Annotated in this window: 13 protein-coding genes and 1 pseudogene; 2 read left to right on the forward strand and 12 right to left on the reverse strand. The window is 67.7% G+C overall.

All coding sequences use genetic code 11. The features are described 5' to 3' along the window. Nucleotides 1-2 precede the first annotated feature (2 nt). Together NWF34_RS02985 and NWF34_RS02990 are read right to left on the reverse strand one after the other, a co-directional pair. Complete coding sequence (locus NWF34_RS02985) at nt 3-515, reverse strand: DUF3830 family protein (RefSeq protein WP_006438124.1); 513 nt, start codon at nt 513-515, stop codon at nt 3-5. After that, complete coding sequence (locus NWF34_RS02990; protein ID WP_006438125.1) at nt 512-1,918, reverse strand: amidase; 1,407 nt, start codon at nt 1,916-1,918, stop codon at nt 512-514. The genes NWF34_RS02985 and NWF34_RS02990 overlap by 4 nt, the downstream gene beginning before the upstream one ends. Nucleotides 1,919-1,977: 59 nt before the next feature. Between NWF34_RS02990 and NWF34_RS02995 the strand changes: the two genes are divergently transcribed. After that, a complete protein-coding gene (locus tag NWF34_RS02995; RefSeq protein ID WP_006438126.1) occupies nt 1,978-2,703 on the forward strand; it encodes a hypothetical protein in 726 nt (241 codons plus the stop codon). Nucleotides 2,704-2,706: 3 nt separating this feature from the next. Here the strand turns inward: NWF34_RS02995 and NWF34_RS03000 are convergent, their stop codons facing one another. The 10 genes and pseudogenes from NWF34_RS03000 to NWF34_RS03045 form a co-directional block, all read right to left on the reverse strand. Continuing rightward, entirely contained in the window at nt 2,707-3,642 is a 936-nt protein-coding gene (locus NWF34_RS03000) for an aminoglycoside phosphotransferase family protein (protein ID WP_096274665.1), read from the reverse strand. Nucleotides 3,643-3,655: 13 nt separating this feature from the next. Continuing rightward, nucleotides 3,656-4,354 (reverse strand): response regulator, encoded by a 699-nt coding sequence (locus NWF34_RS03005; RefSeq protein ID WP_096274666.1) that lies wholly within the window; start codon nt 4,352-4,354, stop codon nt 3,656-3,658. Continuing rightward, nucleotides 4,351-6,936, reverse strand: coding sequence for a sensor histidine kinase KdpD (locus NWF34_RS03010; protein ID WP_232513025.1), 2,586 nt, complete (start codon nt 6,934-6,936; stop codon nt 4,351-4,353). Before NWF34_RS03010 ends, NWF34_RS03005 begins: the two co-directional genes overlap by 4 nt. A 19-nt stretch (nt 6,937-6,955) precedes the next feature. After that, nucleotides 6,956-7,591, reverse strand: coding sequence for a potassium-transporting ATPase subunit C (locus NWF34_RS03015; protein WP_096275018.1), 636 nt, complete (start codon nt 7,589-7,591; stop codon nt 6,956-6,958). 5 nt (nt 7,592-7,596) lie between these two features. Next, nucleotides 7,597-9,738 (reverse strand): potassium-transporting ATPase subunit KdpB, encoded by a 2,142-nt coding sequence (gene kdpB / locus NWF34_RS03020; protein WP_096274667.1) that lies wholly within the window; start codon nt 9,736-9,738, stop codon nt 7,597-7,599. Next, entirely contained in the window at nt 9,735-11,543 is a 1,809-nt protein-coding gene (kdpA, locus tag NWF34_RS03025) for a potassium-transporting ATPase subunit KdpA (RefSeq protein WP_096274668.1), read from the reverse strand. Before kdpA ends, kdpB begins: the two co-directional genes overlap by 4 nt. 6 nt (nt 11,544-11,549) lie before the next feature. Beyond that, entirely contained in the window at nt 11,550-11,648 is a 99-nt protein-coding gene (locus NWF34_RS03030) for a potassium-transporting ATPase subunit F (protein ID WP_096274669.1), read from the reverse strand. A 243-nt stretch (nt 11,649-11,891) separates the two neighbouring features. Further along, nucleotides 11,892-12,287, reverse strand: coding sequence for a PPOX class F420-dependent oxidoreductase (locus NWF34_RS03035; RefSeq protein WP_096274670.1), 396 nt, complete (start codon nt 12,285-12,287; stop codon nt 11,892-11,894). Beyond that, nucleotides 12,284-13,029: pseudogene (locus tag NWF34_RS03040) on the reverse strand (Asp/Glu/hydantoin racemase). Before NWF34_RS03040 ends, NWF34_RS03035 begins: the two are co-directional and overlap by 4 nt. Nucleotides 13,030-13,058: 29 nt before the next feature. Continuing rightward, on the reverse strand, nt 13,059-13,652 hold the full coding sequence (locus NWF34_RS03045; RefSeq protein ID WP_096274672.1) for a DNA-3-methyladenine glycosylase I: 594 nt from the start codon (nt 13,650-13,652) through the stop codon (nt 13,059-13,061). A 225-nt stretch (nt 13,653-13,877) separates the two neighbouring features. Between NWF34_RS03045 and sigK the strand changes: the two genes are divergently transcribed. After that, nucleotides 13,878-14,438 (forward strand): ECF RNA polymerase sigma factor SigK, encoded by a 561-nt coding sequence (gene sigK / locus NWF34_RS03050; RefSeq protein WP_258324220.1) that lies wholly within the window; start codon nt 13,878-13,880, stop codon nt 14,436-14,438.

The raw sequence follows: 14,438 nt of genomic DNA on the forward strand, positions 1-14,438 counted from the left end.
TCTTACCGCGAAAGGCGCGAATAGGTCAGCGTTTCACCCCGCGCGCCGCCCATCCAGACGTCGTTGCACGCAGCCGCGAATTCTCTCAGCCCTTCGGTGATCGTGGCGAAGACGTTGCCGGGGACCCACCCGACGTCGCCGTTGACCAGCAGATTGTTCCGGCCGTAGAACACGGCCAGGTCGATCAGCAACCGGTGTTCGGAGGGAGCGGTGTCGAGGTCGTAGCCATAGGCCGGATTGTCGAGCACACCGTCGAACGTGAAGTAGCACAGGTCACCGGGAATCGGCGTGATGGTAGTGTTCTCGGCACCCGGTTCCACCGGCGCGAATGCCGGTAGCAGCGTGTAGATCTCATTGCGCGCGAACTTGCCGTGGAAGACCTGGCCACCCAGCGGTAGCGCGTTCCACACCGCCGCTGCCGTCCGCGGCGCCTCGGCGTCGAGCATCCGCGCCACCGCCGTCACTCCGCGCTTCTCGAGTGTCACGGTGATGAATCGGTCGGCGCGTTCGGTCACGGACGATCCCCCAACATCGTGAAGCCGGCGGCCGCCTCGTAGGCGGCGGCGACCCGCAGCACGGTCGTATCACGGTGTCGCGCAGCGACGAACTGCGCTCCGGTCGGCAGACCGTCGACGAATCCACTGGGCACGGTGACGGCCGGCTGCCCGGTGAGGTTGAACGGATAGGTGTACGGCGTCCACGACGTCCAGTCCGGCGACGCCGACCCCTCGGGCACGGTTCGTCCCGCCTCGAAGGCGACCCCGGGCATCGACGGTGCGACAAGGACATCGAACTCCTCGTGGAACAGGCCCATGCTGGTCCCCATCTCCATGCGCAGGGCGTTCGCGCTCACGAGGTCGCCGGCCGTGAGGTCCCGATGACGTTCGAGCGCCTCGAGTAGCAGCGGATCGACCTTCTCCTCCGCGGCCGGCCCGAGTGCCCGCACCACCACCTCGGCACCCGCGTACCAGATGATGTGATATGCCCACGCGGGATCGTCCCACTCCAGATCGACCTTCTCCACCGTCGCGCCGAGCTGTTCGAGCACCGATACGACGCGGTCCGTATTTGCCTGCACGCCAGGGTCATTCGATCCGAAGCCGAGATCGGCACTGTAACCGATTCGCACATCGGAGAGATCCCGGACGTCGGCGATCGCGGCGGCGGCGCTATCGGTCGGGGTCGCCAGTGCCGACCAGTCCCGCGGATCGTGCCCGCTCAGGACGTCGAGGAGCAGCGCACAGTCCCCGACCGTCCTCGTCATCGGACCGACGTGTGCGACCGGGGCGAACGGGCTCGGCGGATACATCGGCACCCGTCCGAGCGTCGCCTTGAATCCGACCACCCCGCAGTAGGCCGCCGGTATGCGGATCGATCCCCCACCGTCGGTGCCCACCGACAGCGGACCCAGTCCGGCCGCCAGCGCCGCGGCACTACCGCCGCTCGACCCACCGGATGTCCGCGATGCGTTCCACGGGTTACGGGTGATCCCGGTGCGTGGGCTGTCGGTGACACCCTTCCAGCCGAACTCCGGCGTGGTGACCTTGCCCAGCATCACCGCGCCGGCCTCGCGAAGTCGCGCCACCGCGGGGGCATCGGTGTCCCAGACCATCTGATCCGGCTCGATCATCAGCGAGCCGCGCAGCGTCGGCCAGCCGCTGGTGAGCAACAGGTCCTTGATGGTGACGGGCACACCGTCGAGCGGCCCCAGAGGCGTTCCCGCACGAAACCGCGCGGTGCTCGCCCGAGCTGCGGCGAGGGTCGAGTCCCGATCGACGAGGCAGAATGCGTTGACGGACGGGTCGACCTCGTCGACGGCGTCGAGCAACTCGACCGCCACCGCCTCGGGCGTCAGCTCACCCGTACGGTAGGCCTCGGCCAGTTCGATCGCGCTGAGCCAGCGTGCCGTGTCCGACATGCGCCCCCTCGTCGGTCGCGATTGGTAGATTGTTGACAATCTACCTGGGAGGTGTGCGAGTGACAACCACCGTCGCGATGCTGTATCCCGGCCACGCCGCCGAGGACGACTACGAGTTGATCGAATCGGTGCTCGTGGCCGCGGGTGTGGCGGTCCGACTGCCGGTGACCATCACCGAGATCGAATCCGACGACCACACCGTCGACGCGATGGCCGCCGTCGGCGAACAGGACCGTCTCGCCGAGGGCGTGCGTCGGGCCCAGGCGGATCAGCCGGCGTCGGTGATGTGGGCGTGCACGTCCGGAAGCTTCGTCTTCGGTCTCGACGGCGCCCGACGCCAGGTCGCCGACATCGCCGCGCTTGCCGACCGGCCCGCGTCGTCGACCTCCCTGGCCTTCGTCGATGCGTGCCGTCACCTCGGACTGTCGCGGGTTGCGATCGCCGCCACCTATCCCGATCCCCTGGCGTCACGCTTCATCGGATTCCTCGCCGACGGCGGCATCGAGGTCGTCTGCCTGCGCGCCAACGACATCGAGACCGCCGCCGAGGCCGGCATCCTCGACGGCGACGGCCTCTTCGACATGATCGCGGCCGCGGATCACCCGGACGCCGAGGCGATCCTGATCCCGGATACCGCACTGCACACCGCGATGTGGATCACCGGACTCGAGGAGAAATTCGGGAAGCCGGTCCTGACGGCCAACCAGGTCACCGCCTGGCAAGGCCTCCGGCTCGCCGGGATGACCGCCGCCATACCGGATCTGGGAACACTGTTCGCTCGGTGAGGGTCAGTCGAGGACGGCCTTGGCCACCGTGATGCAGGTGGTGATCCACTCGCGGTCGTCGGCGGTGAGGGCACGCGCCGCCTTCTCCGCGTCCTCGATCGCCCAGTGCGCGTTCAGGATCATCCGGATGATCACCCAGTCGCGCGCCCGGTCCGGGTCGAGGCCGGCGACGTCGACGACCGTGTAGAAGCGCGACCGGATCACGTACCGCGGATCGCCTTTTCGGAGGTCGAGACGATTCCACAGCATCGGGGCGGGTTCGTAGTGCGGATCCCCCGACATCGGCTTGGGATCGATCACCAGCCAGCGGCGCGCGCCGGACGGAGCCGCCAGCACGTTCTCGTGGTGAAGGTCGCCGTGCACGACGACACCGACCGTGGAATCGTCGGAGAGAAAGTCCTTTCCGAGCGAAAGCGCCTGTTCCACAAACTGTCTCGGAACCGGCGCGTCACGCGGCATGGACTGCAACCCGGCGAGCGAACGCTCCAGGCGCGTGGTGAGACGCGCCATCCGACCGGGTGCCGGTATGTGCAGGACGCCGTACAGCCCTGCCACCACGCGACACGCCTCGTCGTCGCCGATCGAGGTGAGGTCCGTCCGCTCGAGCCGTTCGAGGAGCAGCGCCCGAAGCCGCGGGTCGGCACGCAGCATGCGCACCGCACCCCGTCCCGCCCAGTGCTGCAGTCCCAGTGCTTCCTGGGCACCCTCGTCGTCGCCGTCGAAGGCGATCTTCAGAACGGATCGACGGCCGTCCCGGTCGGTCACCGGGATCACGAGCGACTCGGACCCGTGCCACAGCTCGGCGCCGTCACGACAGAGTTCCCAGTCGTCGAGAAGCGCCGATGCCGTTGCGGGCAACCGGCGAAGCCAGTCTTCCCAGGCGGGCCCCAGCGCCGCTTGCGCCGCGAGGCCCGGCGGAATGTCGGCCGCACCGATCATGAGCGCACGCAGATCATGAACGCAGGAAGCGGTAGCCCATTCCCGCCTCGGTGATCAGGTGACGCGGATGTGCCGGGTCCACTTCGAGTTTCCGTCGGAGACTCGCCAGGTAGACGCGTAGATAGTTGCTCTGCCCGAGGTATCCGGGACCCCAGACCGAGTTCAGGATGTCGCTCTGGGACACCAGCTTTCCTTCGTGGCGGACCAGCATCTCCAGGATTCCCCACTCCGTCGGTGTCAGATGGACCGGCTCCTGCTCTCGGATCACCTGTTTCGCACCGAGGTCGACGACAAACGCGCCGGCGTCCACCACCGGCGATTCCGTCGTCGCCCCCGATACCGCGCCCCGACGCAGCGCGGCACGCAGCCGGGCCAGGAACTCCTCCATCCCGAAGGGTTTCGTGACGTAGTCATCGGCCCCCGAGTCGAGCGCCACCACCTTGTCCGCCGCGTCGGTCCGCGCCGAGAGCACGATGACCGGAACGGTCGTCCACCCGCGCAGACCCTCGAGAACCGTCAACCCGTCGATGTCGGGAAGACCGAGGTCCAGGACGACGACGTCCGGGTTGAACCGCGCAGCCGCGGACAGGGCCGCCGCCCCGGTCGCCGCCGTGGAGACCGCGAAACCGCGCGCATTCAGATTGATCCGCAACGCGCGCAGCAGTTGCGGCTCGTCGTCGACCACGAGGACGCGGCTCTTGTCGGCGTTCACCGGGCGCCCTCCTCCGACCTGGGAATGTCCGCCACGGTAGGCAGATTCACGACCAGTGTGGCCCCGCCGCCGGGAGTGTCCGCGGTGGACAACTCTCCTCCGATCGCCGTGATGAACCCGTGCGCCACGGGCAACCCCAGCCCCACGCCGGACGATGCGCCCGCGGTGTCGCCGCCCTGGTGGAACGCCGCGAACACCTGCTCGCGGTCGGTGGTGGGCAGTCCCGGCCCGTGATCGACGACGCGGATCACGCAGCGCGGCGGGTCGTCACCGGTTCCGCTGACGGTGATCTCGACGTCGGGCCCGCCGTGCCGGTGGGCGTTGTCGATGAGATTTGCGAGGGCACGTTCCAGCAGACCCGGGTCGGTGTATGCCCATGCCTGGCCGAGGTCGATCGTCAGTACGAGGTCCGGGTTGAGCCGTTGCACCCCGGCGGCGGCGCGGTGCACGACCTCGGGCAGGAACGTGTGCTGCATCTGGGGGCGTACGGCGCCCGCGGCGAGACGGGAGGAGTCGAGCAGATTGCCGACGAGTCCCGCCAGGTGGTCGACCGACTCGTCCACCGTCGCCAGCAGTTCCGCGGTGTCGTCGGGACTGAAGGTGACGTCATCGCTGCGCAGACTGGACACCGCGGCCTTGGCCGCCGCGAGCGGTGTGCGGAGGTCGTGGCCGACCGCGGACAGCAACGCACGCCTGAGTTCGTCGGTCCGGGCCAGGGCCTCGGCGGAGGCCGCCTCGACCTCCAGCGCGTGCCGCTCGACCGCACCTGCCGCCTGCCCGGCGACCGCGGCCAGCACCCGCCGGTCCCGCGCGCCGAGTCTCGGCCCGCGGAGCAGCAGCTCGAACTGTTCACCCGGTACCGAACACGTCGTGTCCGCCTCGTCCGGACCGTTCAGCGGGCGGTCGCCGACCCAGGCCTCCACTGTCCGAGAGGTTTTCGATGTACGACGGACCAGGGCGACGGCCGACTGGTCGTAGGTCTCGCGTAGCCGTTCCAGCAGACCGGGGACATCGGCACCGCCGAGCACGACGCTGGAGAACATCGCGAGCAGTTCCGCCTCGCGCGTGGCGTCCCGCGCCTGGGCGCGCCGTACGGTCGCCGAATCGACCAGGGCGGCCACGGCGGTCGCGATCAGCAGCATCACCAGGATGGTGATCAGGTTGTCCGGTTGATCGATGGTGAACGTGAATCGGGGATCGGTGAAGAAGTAGTTCAACAGCAGACCGGAGACCACCGCCGACAATGCCGCGGGCGCGATACCTCCGAGCATCGACACCGCGAGGACCGACACGAAGAACAGCGCCGACTGGCTGGTGAACCCGAGCCACGGATCGAGCAGCCGCAACACACCGGTCGCCAGCAGCGGCACGAGCACCGCGAGGATCCAGCTCAGCGGCCGATGGAACCTGGTGTCGCGGACGTCGAGTCGATGTCGTCGTGGCGTCTCGTCGTGCGTGACCATGTGCACGTCGATGCGCCCGCTGCCGCTCACGACCGTTGCCCCGACACCTTCGTCGAAGATCCGCTGCCAGCGCGGCCGTCGGGACGTACCCAGGACCAATTGCGTTGCGTTGACCCCGCGTGCGAACTCCAGCAGGGTGGCCGGGATGTCGTCACCGACCACCGTGTGGATCCGCGCACCGAACCCGGCGGCGAGCTCTCTGAGTGCGGTGAGATCGACGCCGTGATCACTCAGGCCGTCTCCCCGGACCACATGCACGGCCAGTAATTCCGCGCTCGATCGCGACGCGATACGACTCGCACGACGCAGCAGGGTGGGCGACTCCGGCCCGCCGGTGATCGCCACCACGACTCGCTCGCGGGCTTCCCAGGTGTCGGTGATCGAGTGCGCCGCACGATAATCGGCGAGTTTGTCGTCGACCTGGTCGGCCAGCCACAGCAACGCCAGCTCGCGCAGCGCGGTGAGATTTCCCTGTCGGAAGTAGTTGCCCAGTGCCCCGTCGACCCGGCTGCTCGGGTAGACCTTGCCCGCGGACAGGCGCTGCCGTAGCGCCTGCGGGTCGATGTCGACGAGCTCGATCTGGTCGGCGCCGCGAACGACGTCGTCGGGCACCGTCTCCCTCTGCACGACGCCGGTGATCTGGGCGATGACGTCGTTCAGGCTGGCGAGGTGCTGGATGTTGACGGTCGAGCAGACGTCGATACCGGCGTCACGGAGCTCCTCGATGTCCTGCCAACGCTTGGCATTTCGAGATCCCGGAGTGTTGGTGTGGGCGAGTTCGTCGACCAGCGCCACTTGCGGATGGCGCGCCAGGACGGCGTCGAGGTCCATCTCGTCGAATGTCGACCCCCGATAGGGGCGGGCGATCCTGGGGATCACCTCCAGGCCCTCCACGAGGGCCGCGGTCGCCGGCCGCCCATGTGATTCGACGACCGCGATCACCACGTCGGCACCTTCGTCCCTAAGGTTCCGGGCCTGCGCGAGCATCTCGTAGGTCTTCCCGACACCAGGCGCGCATCCGAGGAAGACCTGCAGTTTGCCTCGCCCGTCCGAGCGCCGGCGCGAAGCCGCCTGCGGTGTCGTGACCGGCGAAGTCACCGGTCCCGCCGCTGAGGTCATCTGCCGATTCTATCGCCGGTCAACGGGTGTGACACGTGGCCGGCCCGTGACCGAGCGCCAGATTCACCGACGGGACGTCGACACTGGGCTCCCCGAGGAACCCCCACTGTCTGCCCTGTGTGTGGGCGGCGATGAGCGAGCGGATCACCTCCGGCGAGAGGCGATTCTCGCGTGCCAGTCGCGGCACCTGTAGTTCGGCATATGCCGGACTGATGTGGGGGTCGAGCCCTGACCCCGATCCGGTGACGGCGTCGGCCGGAACCGCCTGCGGCGCCACCCCCTCCCGGTCGGCGATGAACGCCCGTCGATCCTCGATGTTGTCGAGGAGGATCACGCTGTTCGGACCCTGATTGCTCGCCGCCGACGCGGAGGGATCCCCGGTGACCATCGGCGCGCCCTCGGCACCGAGGACACGCGCGTGGAGATATGGGTCCGGCCCGCCCGCCGGCACCTGTGGATCGAGTCCGATGAGCGACGAGCCCACCACACATCCGGAGGCATCGACGAGACGGGAACCCTCGGCACTCGACGAGTCGACCCGCGAGATCGCCCACACCGCGGCGGGATAGGCGAATCCGAGGATGAGTGTGAGCCCGAGGAGCATCCCCAGTGCTGCGACGCTTTGCCGGAGCAGACCGGTCACGATCATCTTCATCTTGCTCACCCCATCCCGGGAAGGAAACGGACTACGTGATCTATCAGCCAGATGCCGACGAAGGGGGCGAGCACGCCACCCAGGCCGTACACGAGCAGATTGCGCCCCAGCAGCTTCGAGGCCGACGACGGGCGATATCGCACTCCCCGTAACGAGAGGGGGATGAGCGCGACGATGATCAGCGCATTGAAGATCACCGCCGAGACCATCGCCGACTCCGCCGAGTGCAGACGCATGATGTTGAGGGCGTCGAGCTGCGGGTGGACGGCGGTGAACATCGCCGGGAGGATCGCGAAGTATTTCGCGAGGTCGTTGGCGAGCGAGAAGGTGGTGAGAGCCCCGCGGGTGATGAGCAGTTGCTTGCCGATCGCGACCACCTCGATGAGCTTGGTGGGGTCGGAGTCGAGGTCGACCATGTTGCCGGCCTCCTTTGCAGCCGAGGTTCCCGTGTTCATCGCCAGCCCGACGTCGGCCTGTGCGAGCGCGGGTGCGTCATTGGTTCCGTCTCCGGTCATCGCGACGAGGCGTCCGGCCTGCTGCTCGGAACGGATGAGGGCGAGTTTGTCCTCGGGGGTGGCCTCGGCGACGAAGTCGTCGACCCCGGCCACGGCCGCGATGGCGCGCGCGGTGAGCGGGTTGTCGCCGGTGACCATGACCGTACGGATGCCCATCGAGCGCAACTGGGCGAATCGCGCGGTCATCCCCGGCTTCACCACGTCGGACAACGCGATCACTCCGAGCACGCGGGCGGGGTGGCCCGCCTCGTGCACCCCGACCAGGAGCGGAGTACCGCCGTCGGTGGAGATGCGCTCCACGTCCGCGAGGACCGCCGGTTCCACTGTTCCCGCCGAGTCGGCGACCCAGCGTCCGAGTGCGTCGGCCGCTCCCTTGCGGTACACCACCGTCGCCTCGGCGTCGTGCAGGTCCACGCCGCTCATGCGGGTCTGGGCGGTGAAGGCGACCACCTCGCGGCGCGTCGCGCCGACGGTCGGGGCCTCCGCGACCGGTTCCACCCCGTACGAGGTCCGGCACAACTCGACGATGCTCCGCCCCTCGGGAGTGTCGTCGGCAAGACTGCACTCCGAGGCCACCCGCGCCAGTTCGTCGACGGGCACGCCCGGGGCCGGGTGCAGCGCGGTGGCTCGGCGGTTGCCGTAGGTGATGGTCCCCGTCTTGTCCATCAGCAAGGTGTCGATGTCCCCGGCGGCCTCGACCGCCCGGCCCGACATCGCGAGCACGTTGCGCTGGACGAGCCGATCCATCCCCGCGATGCCGATCGAGCTGAGCAGCGCGCCGATGGTGGTCGGGATTAGGCAGACCAGCAGCGCGATCAGTCCGACCGGGTCCGGCGACCGACCCGCGTACTGCTGCATGGGTCCGACCGCCACCACCGCCAGCAGGAAGATGATCGTCAGGCTCGTCAGCAGAATGTCGAGTGCGATCTCGTTGGGCGTCTTCTTGCGGTCCGCACCTTCGACCAGCGCGATCATGCGGTCGACGAAGGTCTCGCCCGGTGCCGTCGTGATCTTGACGATGATCCGGTCGGAGAGCACGACGGTGCCGCCGGTGACCGCGGACCGGTCTCCTCCGGACTCCCGGACGACGGGAGCCGACTCACCCGTGATCGCCGATTCGTCGACGGTCGCGATGCCGTCGACCACATCCCCGTCGCCGGCGATGACCTCTCCGGCCTCCACCACGATGAGGTCGCCGACGCGCAACGCACCACCGAGCACCTCGTCGATGACGCCCCCGTCTCCCAACCGACCATCTCGTAACCGACGGGCCACGGTGTCACGCTTGATCTTTCGCAGGCTCTCGGCCTGCGCCCGCCCTCTCCCCTCGGCCACGGCCTCGGCGAGCGCGGCGAAGACGACGGTGAACCACAACCAGGCCGCAACGGTCCAGCTGAACCAGGACGGGCGCAGGATCGCCAGGACGGTGGTCACGGCAGCGCCGAGGAACACCACGAACATCACCGGGTTACGTGCCTGATCACGAGGGTTCAGTTTCCGCAGGGCCAGGGGCATCGACGTCACGAGTGAGCGGAGGTCGAAAGCGCCGCGGGACACCAGTTCCGGTTCGTGGCGCGGGTCGCGTTCGGCGCGGGAGGCGCCTCGGTCGGTGTCGATCAGTCGTGTGGTCACAGCAGCGCCTCCGCGATCGGTCCCAGCGCCATGGCCGGGAAGAAGGTGAGTCCGGCGACCAGCACGATGGTCGCCATGAGTAGGGACCCGTAGAGGAAACCGTGCGTGGGCAGGGCGGAGAGCGCCTCCGGACGTGCGACCGGTTCGGCCGACGTGGCCTCCAGCACGGCGCGCCCGCGACCGGGTCCCGCGACGCCGGTGGGGCCGGTTCCGGTGACACCGGTGCTCTCGGCTGCGCTCTCGTCGACTGGGCCGCGCGGACGCTGCCGGGCGAGAAGGCCCGCGAGGGCGAGCACGAGCACGATCGGCACGAACCGACCCAGCAGCATCGTCACGCCCAGGGAGGCCTGGAACCAGTCATCGGTCACCGTGAGCCCGCCGAAGGCACTGCCGTTGTTGTTGGCCGCCGACGCGTAGGCGTAGAGAACCTCGCTGAAACCGTGGATCGCACCGGGTGTTCCCGGCTCGCCGCTGTTCCCTTGCGCCTCCCCCGTCGCCGTCAGGATCACCGAGATCGCCGTACCCGCGAGCACGAGTGCCGGCATGACGAGGACATAGAGCGCCGTCGTTGTCATCTCGGGCTGACCGATCCGCTTTCCGAGGAACGTCGGCGACCGGCCGACCAGAAGTCCACCGATGAAGACGGTGATCATCGCCATCACCAGGATTCCGTACAGTCCCGATCCGACCCCACCGGGCGCGACCTCGCCGAGGAGCATGTTCCACAGGACCGCGCCTCCACCGCCCGCGGAGAAACTGTCGTGCGCGGAGTTGACGGCACCGGTCGAGGTCCCGGTCGTCGACACCGCGAACAGCGCCGAACCCGGAATCCCGAAGCGCACCTCTTTGCCTTCCATCATGGCGCCCGCCGCGTGGGACGCCGCCCCGGACGGGTGACTCTCGAAGATCCATACGGCGGTGAGCATGATCGTCCAGATCCCTGCCATCACACCGAGAAGGGTCAGTCCCTGGCGCCGGTCCCGGACGAGGGTTCCGTAGGTCCGGGTGAGACAGACCGGGATCACCAGCAGCGCGAAGATCTCGACCAGATTCGAGAACGGCGTGGGATTGGAGAACGGGTGCGCCGAGTTCGCCGACAATGTCCCGCCGCCGTTGGTACCGAGTTCTTTGATCGCCTCCTGGGAAGCGAACGGGCCGATGACACTGCGCACCTCTGCACCATCCGTCGTCGTCCACACGAATCCGCTGTGCCAGGACTGCACAACCCCCTGACTCAGCAGCAACGTCGCCACGATGATGCTCAGCGGCAACAGGATCCGGATCACCCCGCGTACGAGATCCACCCAGAAGTTCCCGATCTCACCGGTGGCCCGGCGGTTGACGATCCCGCGGACGAGCGCGACGGCAACGGCCATCCCGACCGCGGCGGAGACGAAGTTCTGTACCGCCAGTCCCGCCATCTGGGTCAGGTTGGTCATCACGATCTCGGGTGAGTACGACTGCCAGTTGGTGTTGGTGACGAAGGAGATCGCAGTGTTGAACGCCATCGCCGGAGACACACCGGACTTGCCGTCGGACAGCGGAAGCGCTCCCTGCATCCTCTGGATCGCGTAGAGGACCACGAAGCAGACCGCCGAGAATCCCAGTACGGCAAGGACATAGCCCACCCAGGACTGTTGCTTACGCGGATCGACGCGGGCAAGTCGATAGAGGAGACGCTCGACGCCGAGGTCTCGTTCGCCGGTGTACACGCGCGCCATGTGATCGCCCAGCGGCACGTAGACGGCGGCCAGGATCACGACGAGCGTCCCGACCTGCAGGAGCCCGGCAACAGTTGTGCTCATCGCTTCTCAGAACCTCTCCGGGTACACGAGAGCCAGGAGAAGGAGCAGCACCGTGATCGCCGCGAGCGCCAGCAGCGCGACGTTGATCACCCCGTCGGCGGTCACGACTTGATCCGCAGGTCGAGGCCGCGAACGGCCAGTATGCACAAGCCGAACCCGGAGATGGCAAGCAGCAGGAACAGCAGATCCGCCACGATGACTCACTCTCTGATCGCACCGATGGCCCACCGTGTGGTGGGCACACCGAAGGATCACGCGCCGCGAGCGGCACCGGAGAGTTCTTAACGCCTTTCTTACGGAAGGCCGGCCGTTATTGACGGCTCGTTGTCGCCGGTCGGACCCGCCCCGCTACGCCGCGGTGATCGCAATCCCGATGGTCCCGCTCTCTCCCCGCCGGATCTTGCTGCTGAACAGCAGCACCCGCGCCAGGAGTCCGTACTTCTCGGCGAGCTTCTTGCGGACGTGCCTGGTGCCCTCGGCGTCGAGCACCACCCCGGTGCCGGACACCGGTTCGCCGGAGAGTTTCTTTCCGCGCGCATCGGTCGCCTGGACCACTACCTTCGGATTCCGCTTGAGACGCTTGACCTTCCACGCTTCGGTTTCCGACCATACGAGCAGCCGATCGCCGTCGAGAACCGCCCAGACCGGCGACGACACCGGTGTGCCGTCCTTGCGATAGGTGGTCAGCTGCACGTACTTCGCGGTACCCGCTTCGCCGAACGCCGTCGAATCCTGTGATGTCATGCGGCAATGCTACGGGCGAACAGCGATTGTGCATGGGTTGTCGGCCAGTCGGCGGGGGTGGTCTCACCGCCGAGCACACCTGCGTCGCAGAGCGTCGCCCAGGCGGTCACCTGGTTGGCGGAGAGGACCGGCTTGCCGAGCTCGGACTCCAGGTCGGCGAGGATGTCATAGGTCCACAGGTTGGTACAGGAGACGAAGACGGCGTCGGCGTCGGGATGGTTCGCGGCGCGGATGAGGTCCGCCGTCACGTGGTACGGGATGGCCCAGATCTCGTGATCGCGGCCGAGACCCGCCTGGGCGACGACGTTTCTCCCGGATTCGGCGAGGAAGTCGCACAGCAGTCCGGTGAGCGCCGCGGTATACGGCGTCGCGACCGCCAATGTCCCGACGTTCATGGTGTTCAGCGCCCGGATCAGCGCCTCCGAGGTCGTGACCGCCCGCTCGGCTCCGGCGGCGAGCATGCAGTTGGAGATCTCCATCGCGCCCGCCATCCCGTAGACGAAGCTGCCGGAGGCGCACGCGTATCCGAACGCCCGGGGCGCGACCGACGAGACGGCTCTCACCGCCGCCGAGATCTCCGCGTGATTGTTGAGATCGCGGCACAGCTCGACGTCGACGGGCGCGTCGATGTAGCCGGTCCGCGTGAAGTAGAGCGAGACCGATTCCGGCATCCAGCGCCACAGCTCGCGGTCGAGGCCATGTCGAACGGGCACACCATCCCGATGCCGATCTGGGCGTCCATGCAGGGATGATGGCACATTGTTGGATTGTCTACAATCGCTGCCGCAGGGCGGCATCCACCTCGTCCCGAATGACGCACTCGTAGGCGTGGTCGTTGACGATCCCGGTGGCCTGCATGAGCGCGAACATCGTGGTCGGACCGACGAAACGCCAGCCCCGCTTCTTGAGGTCCTTCGACATCGCGATCGATTCCGGCGAGGTCGTCATCGACCCCGGGACGTGCTCGCCCGACGGGGCGTATCCCCAGAAGTACGACTCGAGCGAACCGTGTTCGTCGATGAGGTCGGCCGCCCGCTGCGCGTTGTTGATCGCCGCCTCGATCTTGCCGCGATGCCGGATGATTCCCGCATCGCCGAGCAGTCGCGTGACTTCGGCATCGGTGTAGCGCGCCACCTTCTCGACCTCGAAGCCGGCGAACGCGGCCCGGAAGTTCTCGCGTTTGAGGAGGATCGTGCGCCAGCTGAGGCCGGACTGGAAACCCTCGAGACAGACACGCTCGAACAGCGACGTATCGTCGGTGGTCGGGAATCCCCACTCGGTGTCGTGATAGGTGGTCTCCGGCTCCCGGCCCGCCCACAAGCAGCGCCGCCGACCGTCTGGGCCTTCTATTGTGTCCTCGGACATGAGTCTCCTCTCGTGGCGAGCAGGCTACGGCACGGTCACGACAGATTGCCGCCGTTATCATTCCGTTACCAAAGGTTGCGAAAGCATCCCGTTGTGTCTCGCGATAGTCACTTCTCGCCGCCGCCCGCCTAGCGTTGTACACATCGCACACCGAGAGCGCTCCGACACCGTCGTAGATCCCCGCTCCGGAAGCGCGAAAATACATCTGCGGCAAGGAGTCTCGTGATGCATGAATCCGACCTGAACAGTCTCCTTGCCCGCGTGGCAACCGGGGACTCAGACGCCTTCGCCCAGTTCTACGACGCGACGTGTGACCGTGTGTACGGCATGACACTGCGGGTACTGCGCGATCCCGGTTACAGCGAGGAAGCTACCCAGGAGACGTATCTGGCCGTGTGGCGTAACGCCGACAGCTACGATCCCCGGTCGGGTTCGGCACTGTCCTGGATTCTGACGCTGGCGCATCGTCGGGCCGTCGACCGGGTGCGGTCGGAGTCTGCCGCGACCCGGCGCACCGTCGCCTACGGCATCGCCGACACCGGCCGCGAGATCGACGAGGTCAGCGAGTCGGTGGAGCGTCGGGAGATCGCTCGCCTGATCCACACCGGTCTCGAGAACCTCACGCCTCTGCAGCGGCAGGCCATCGAGCTGGCCTACTTCCACGGACTCACCTACCGCGAGGTGTCCGAGCATCTCGGGGTCGCGCTGCCCACGGTCAAGTCCCGCATCCGCGACGGTCTCATCCGTCTGCGCCAGGCGGTGCCGGGCCTGGCCGCCGTCGGCTGA

The organism is Gordonia sp. GONU (genome assembly GCF_024733855.1).
GTDB lineage: Bacteria > Actinomycetota > Actinomycetes > Mycobacteriales > Mycobacteriaceae > Gordonia > Gordonia amicalis.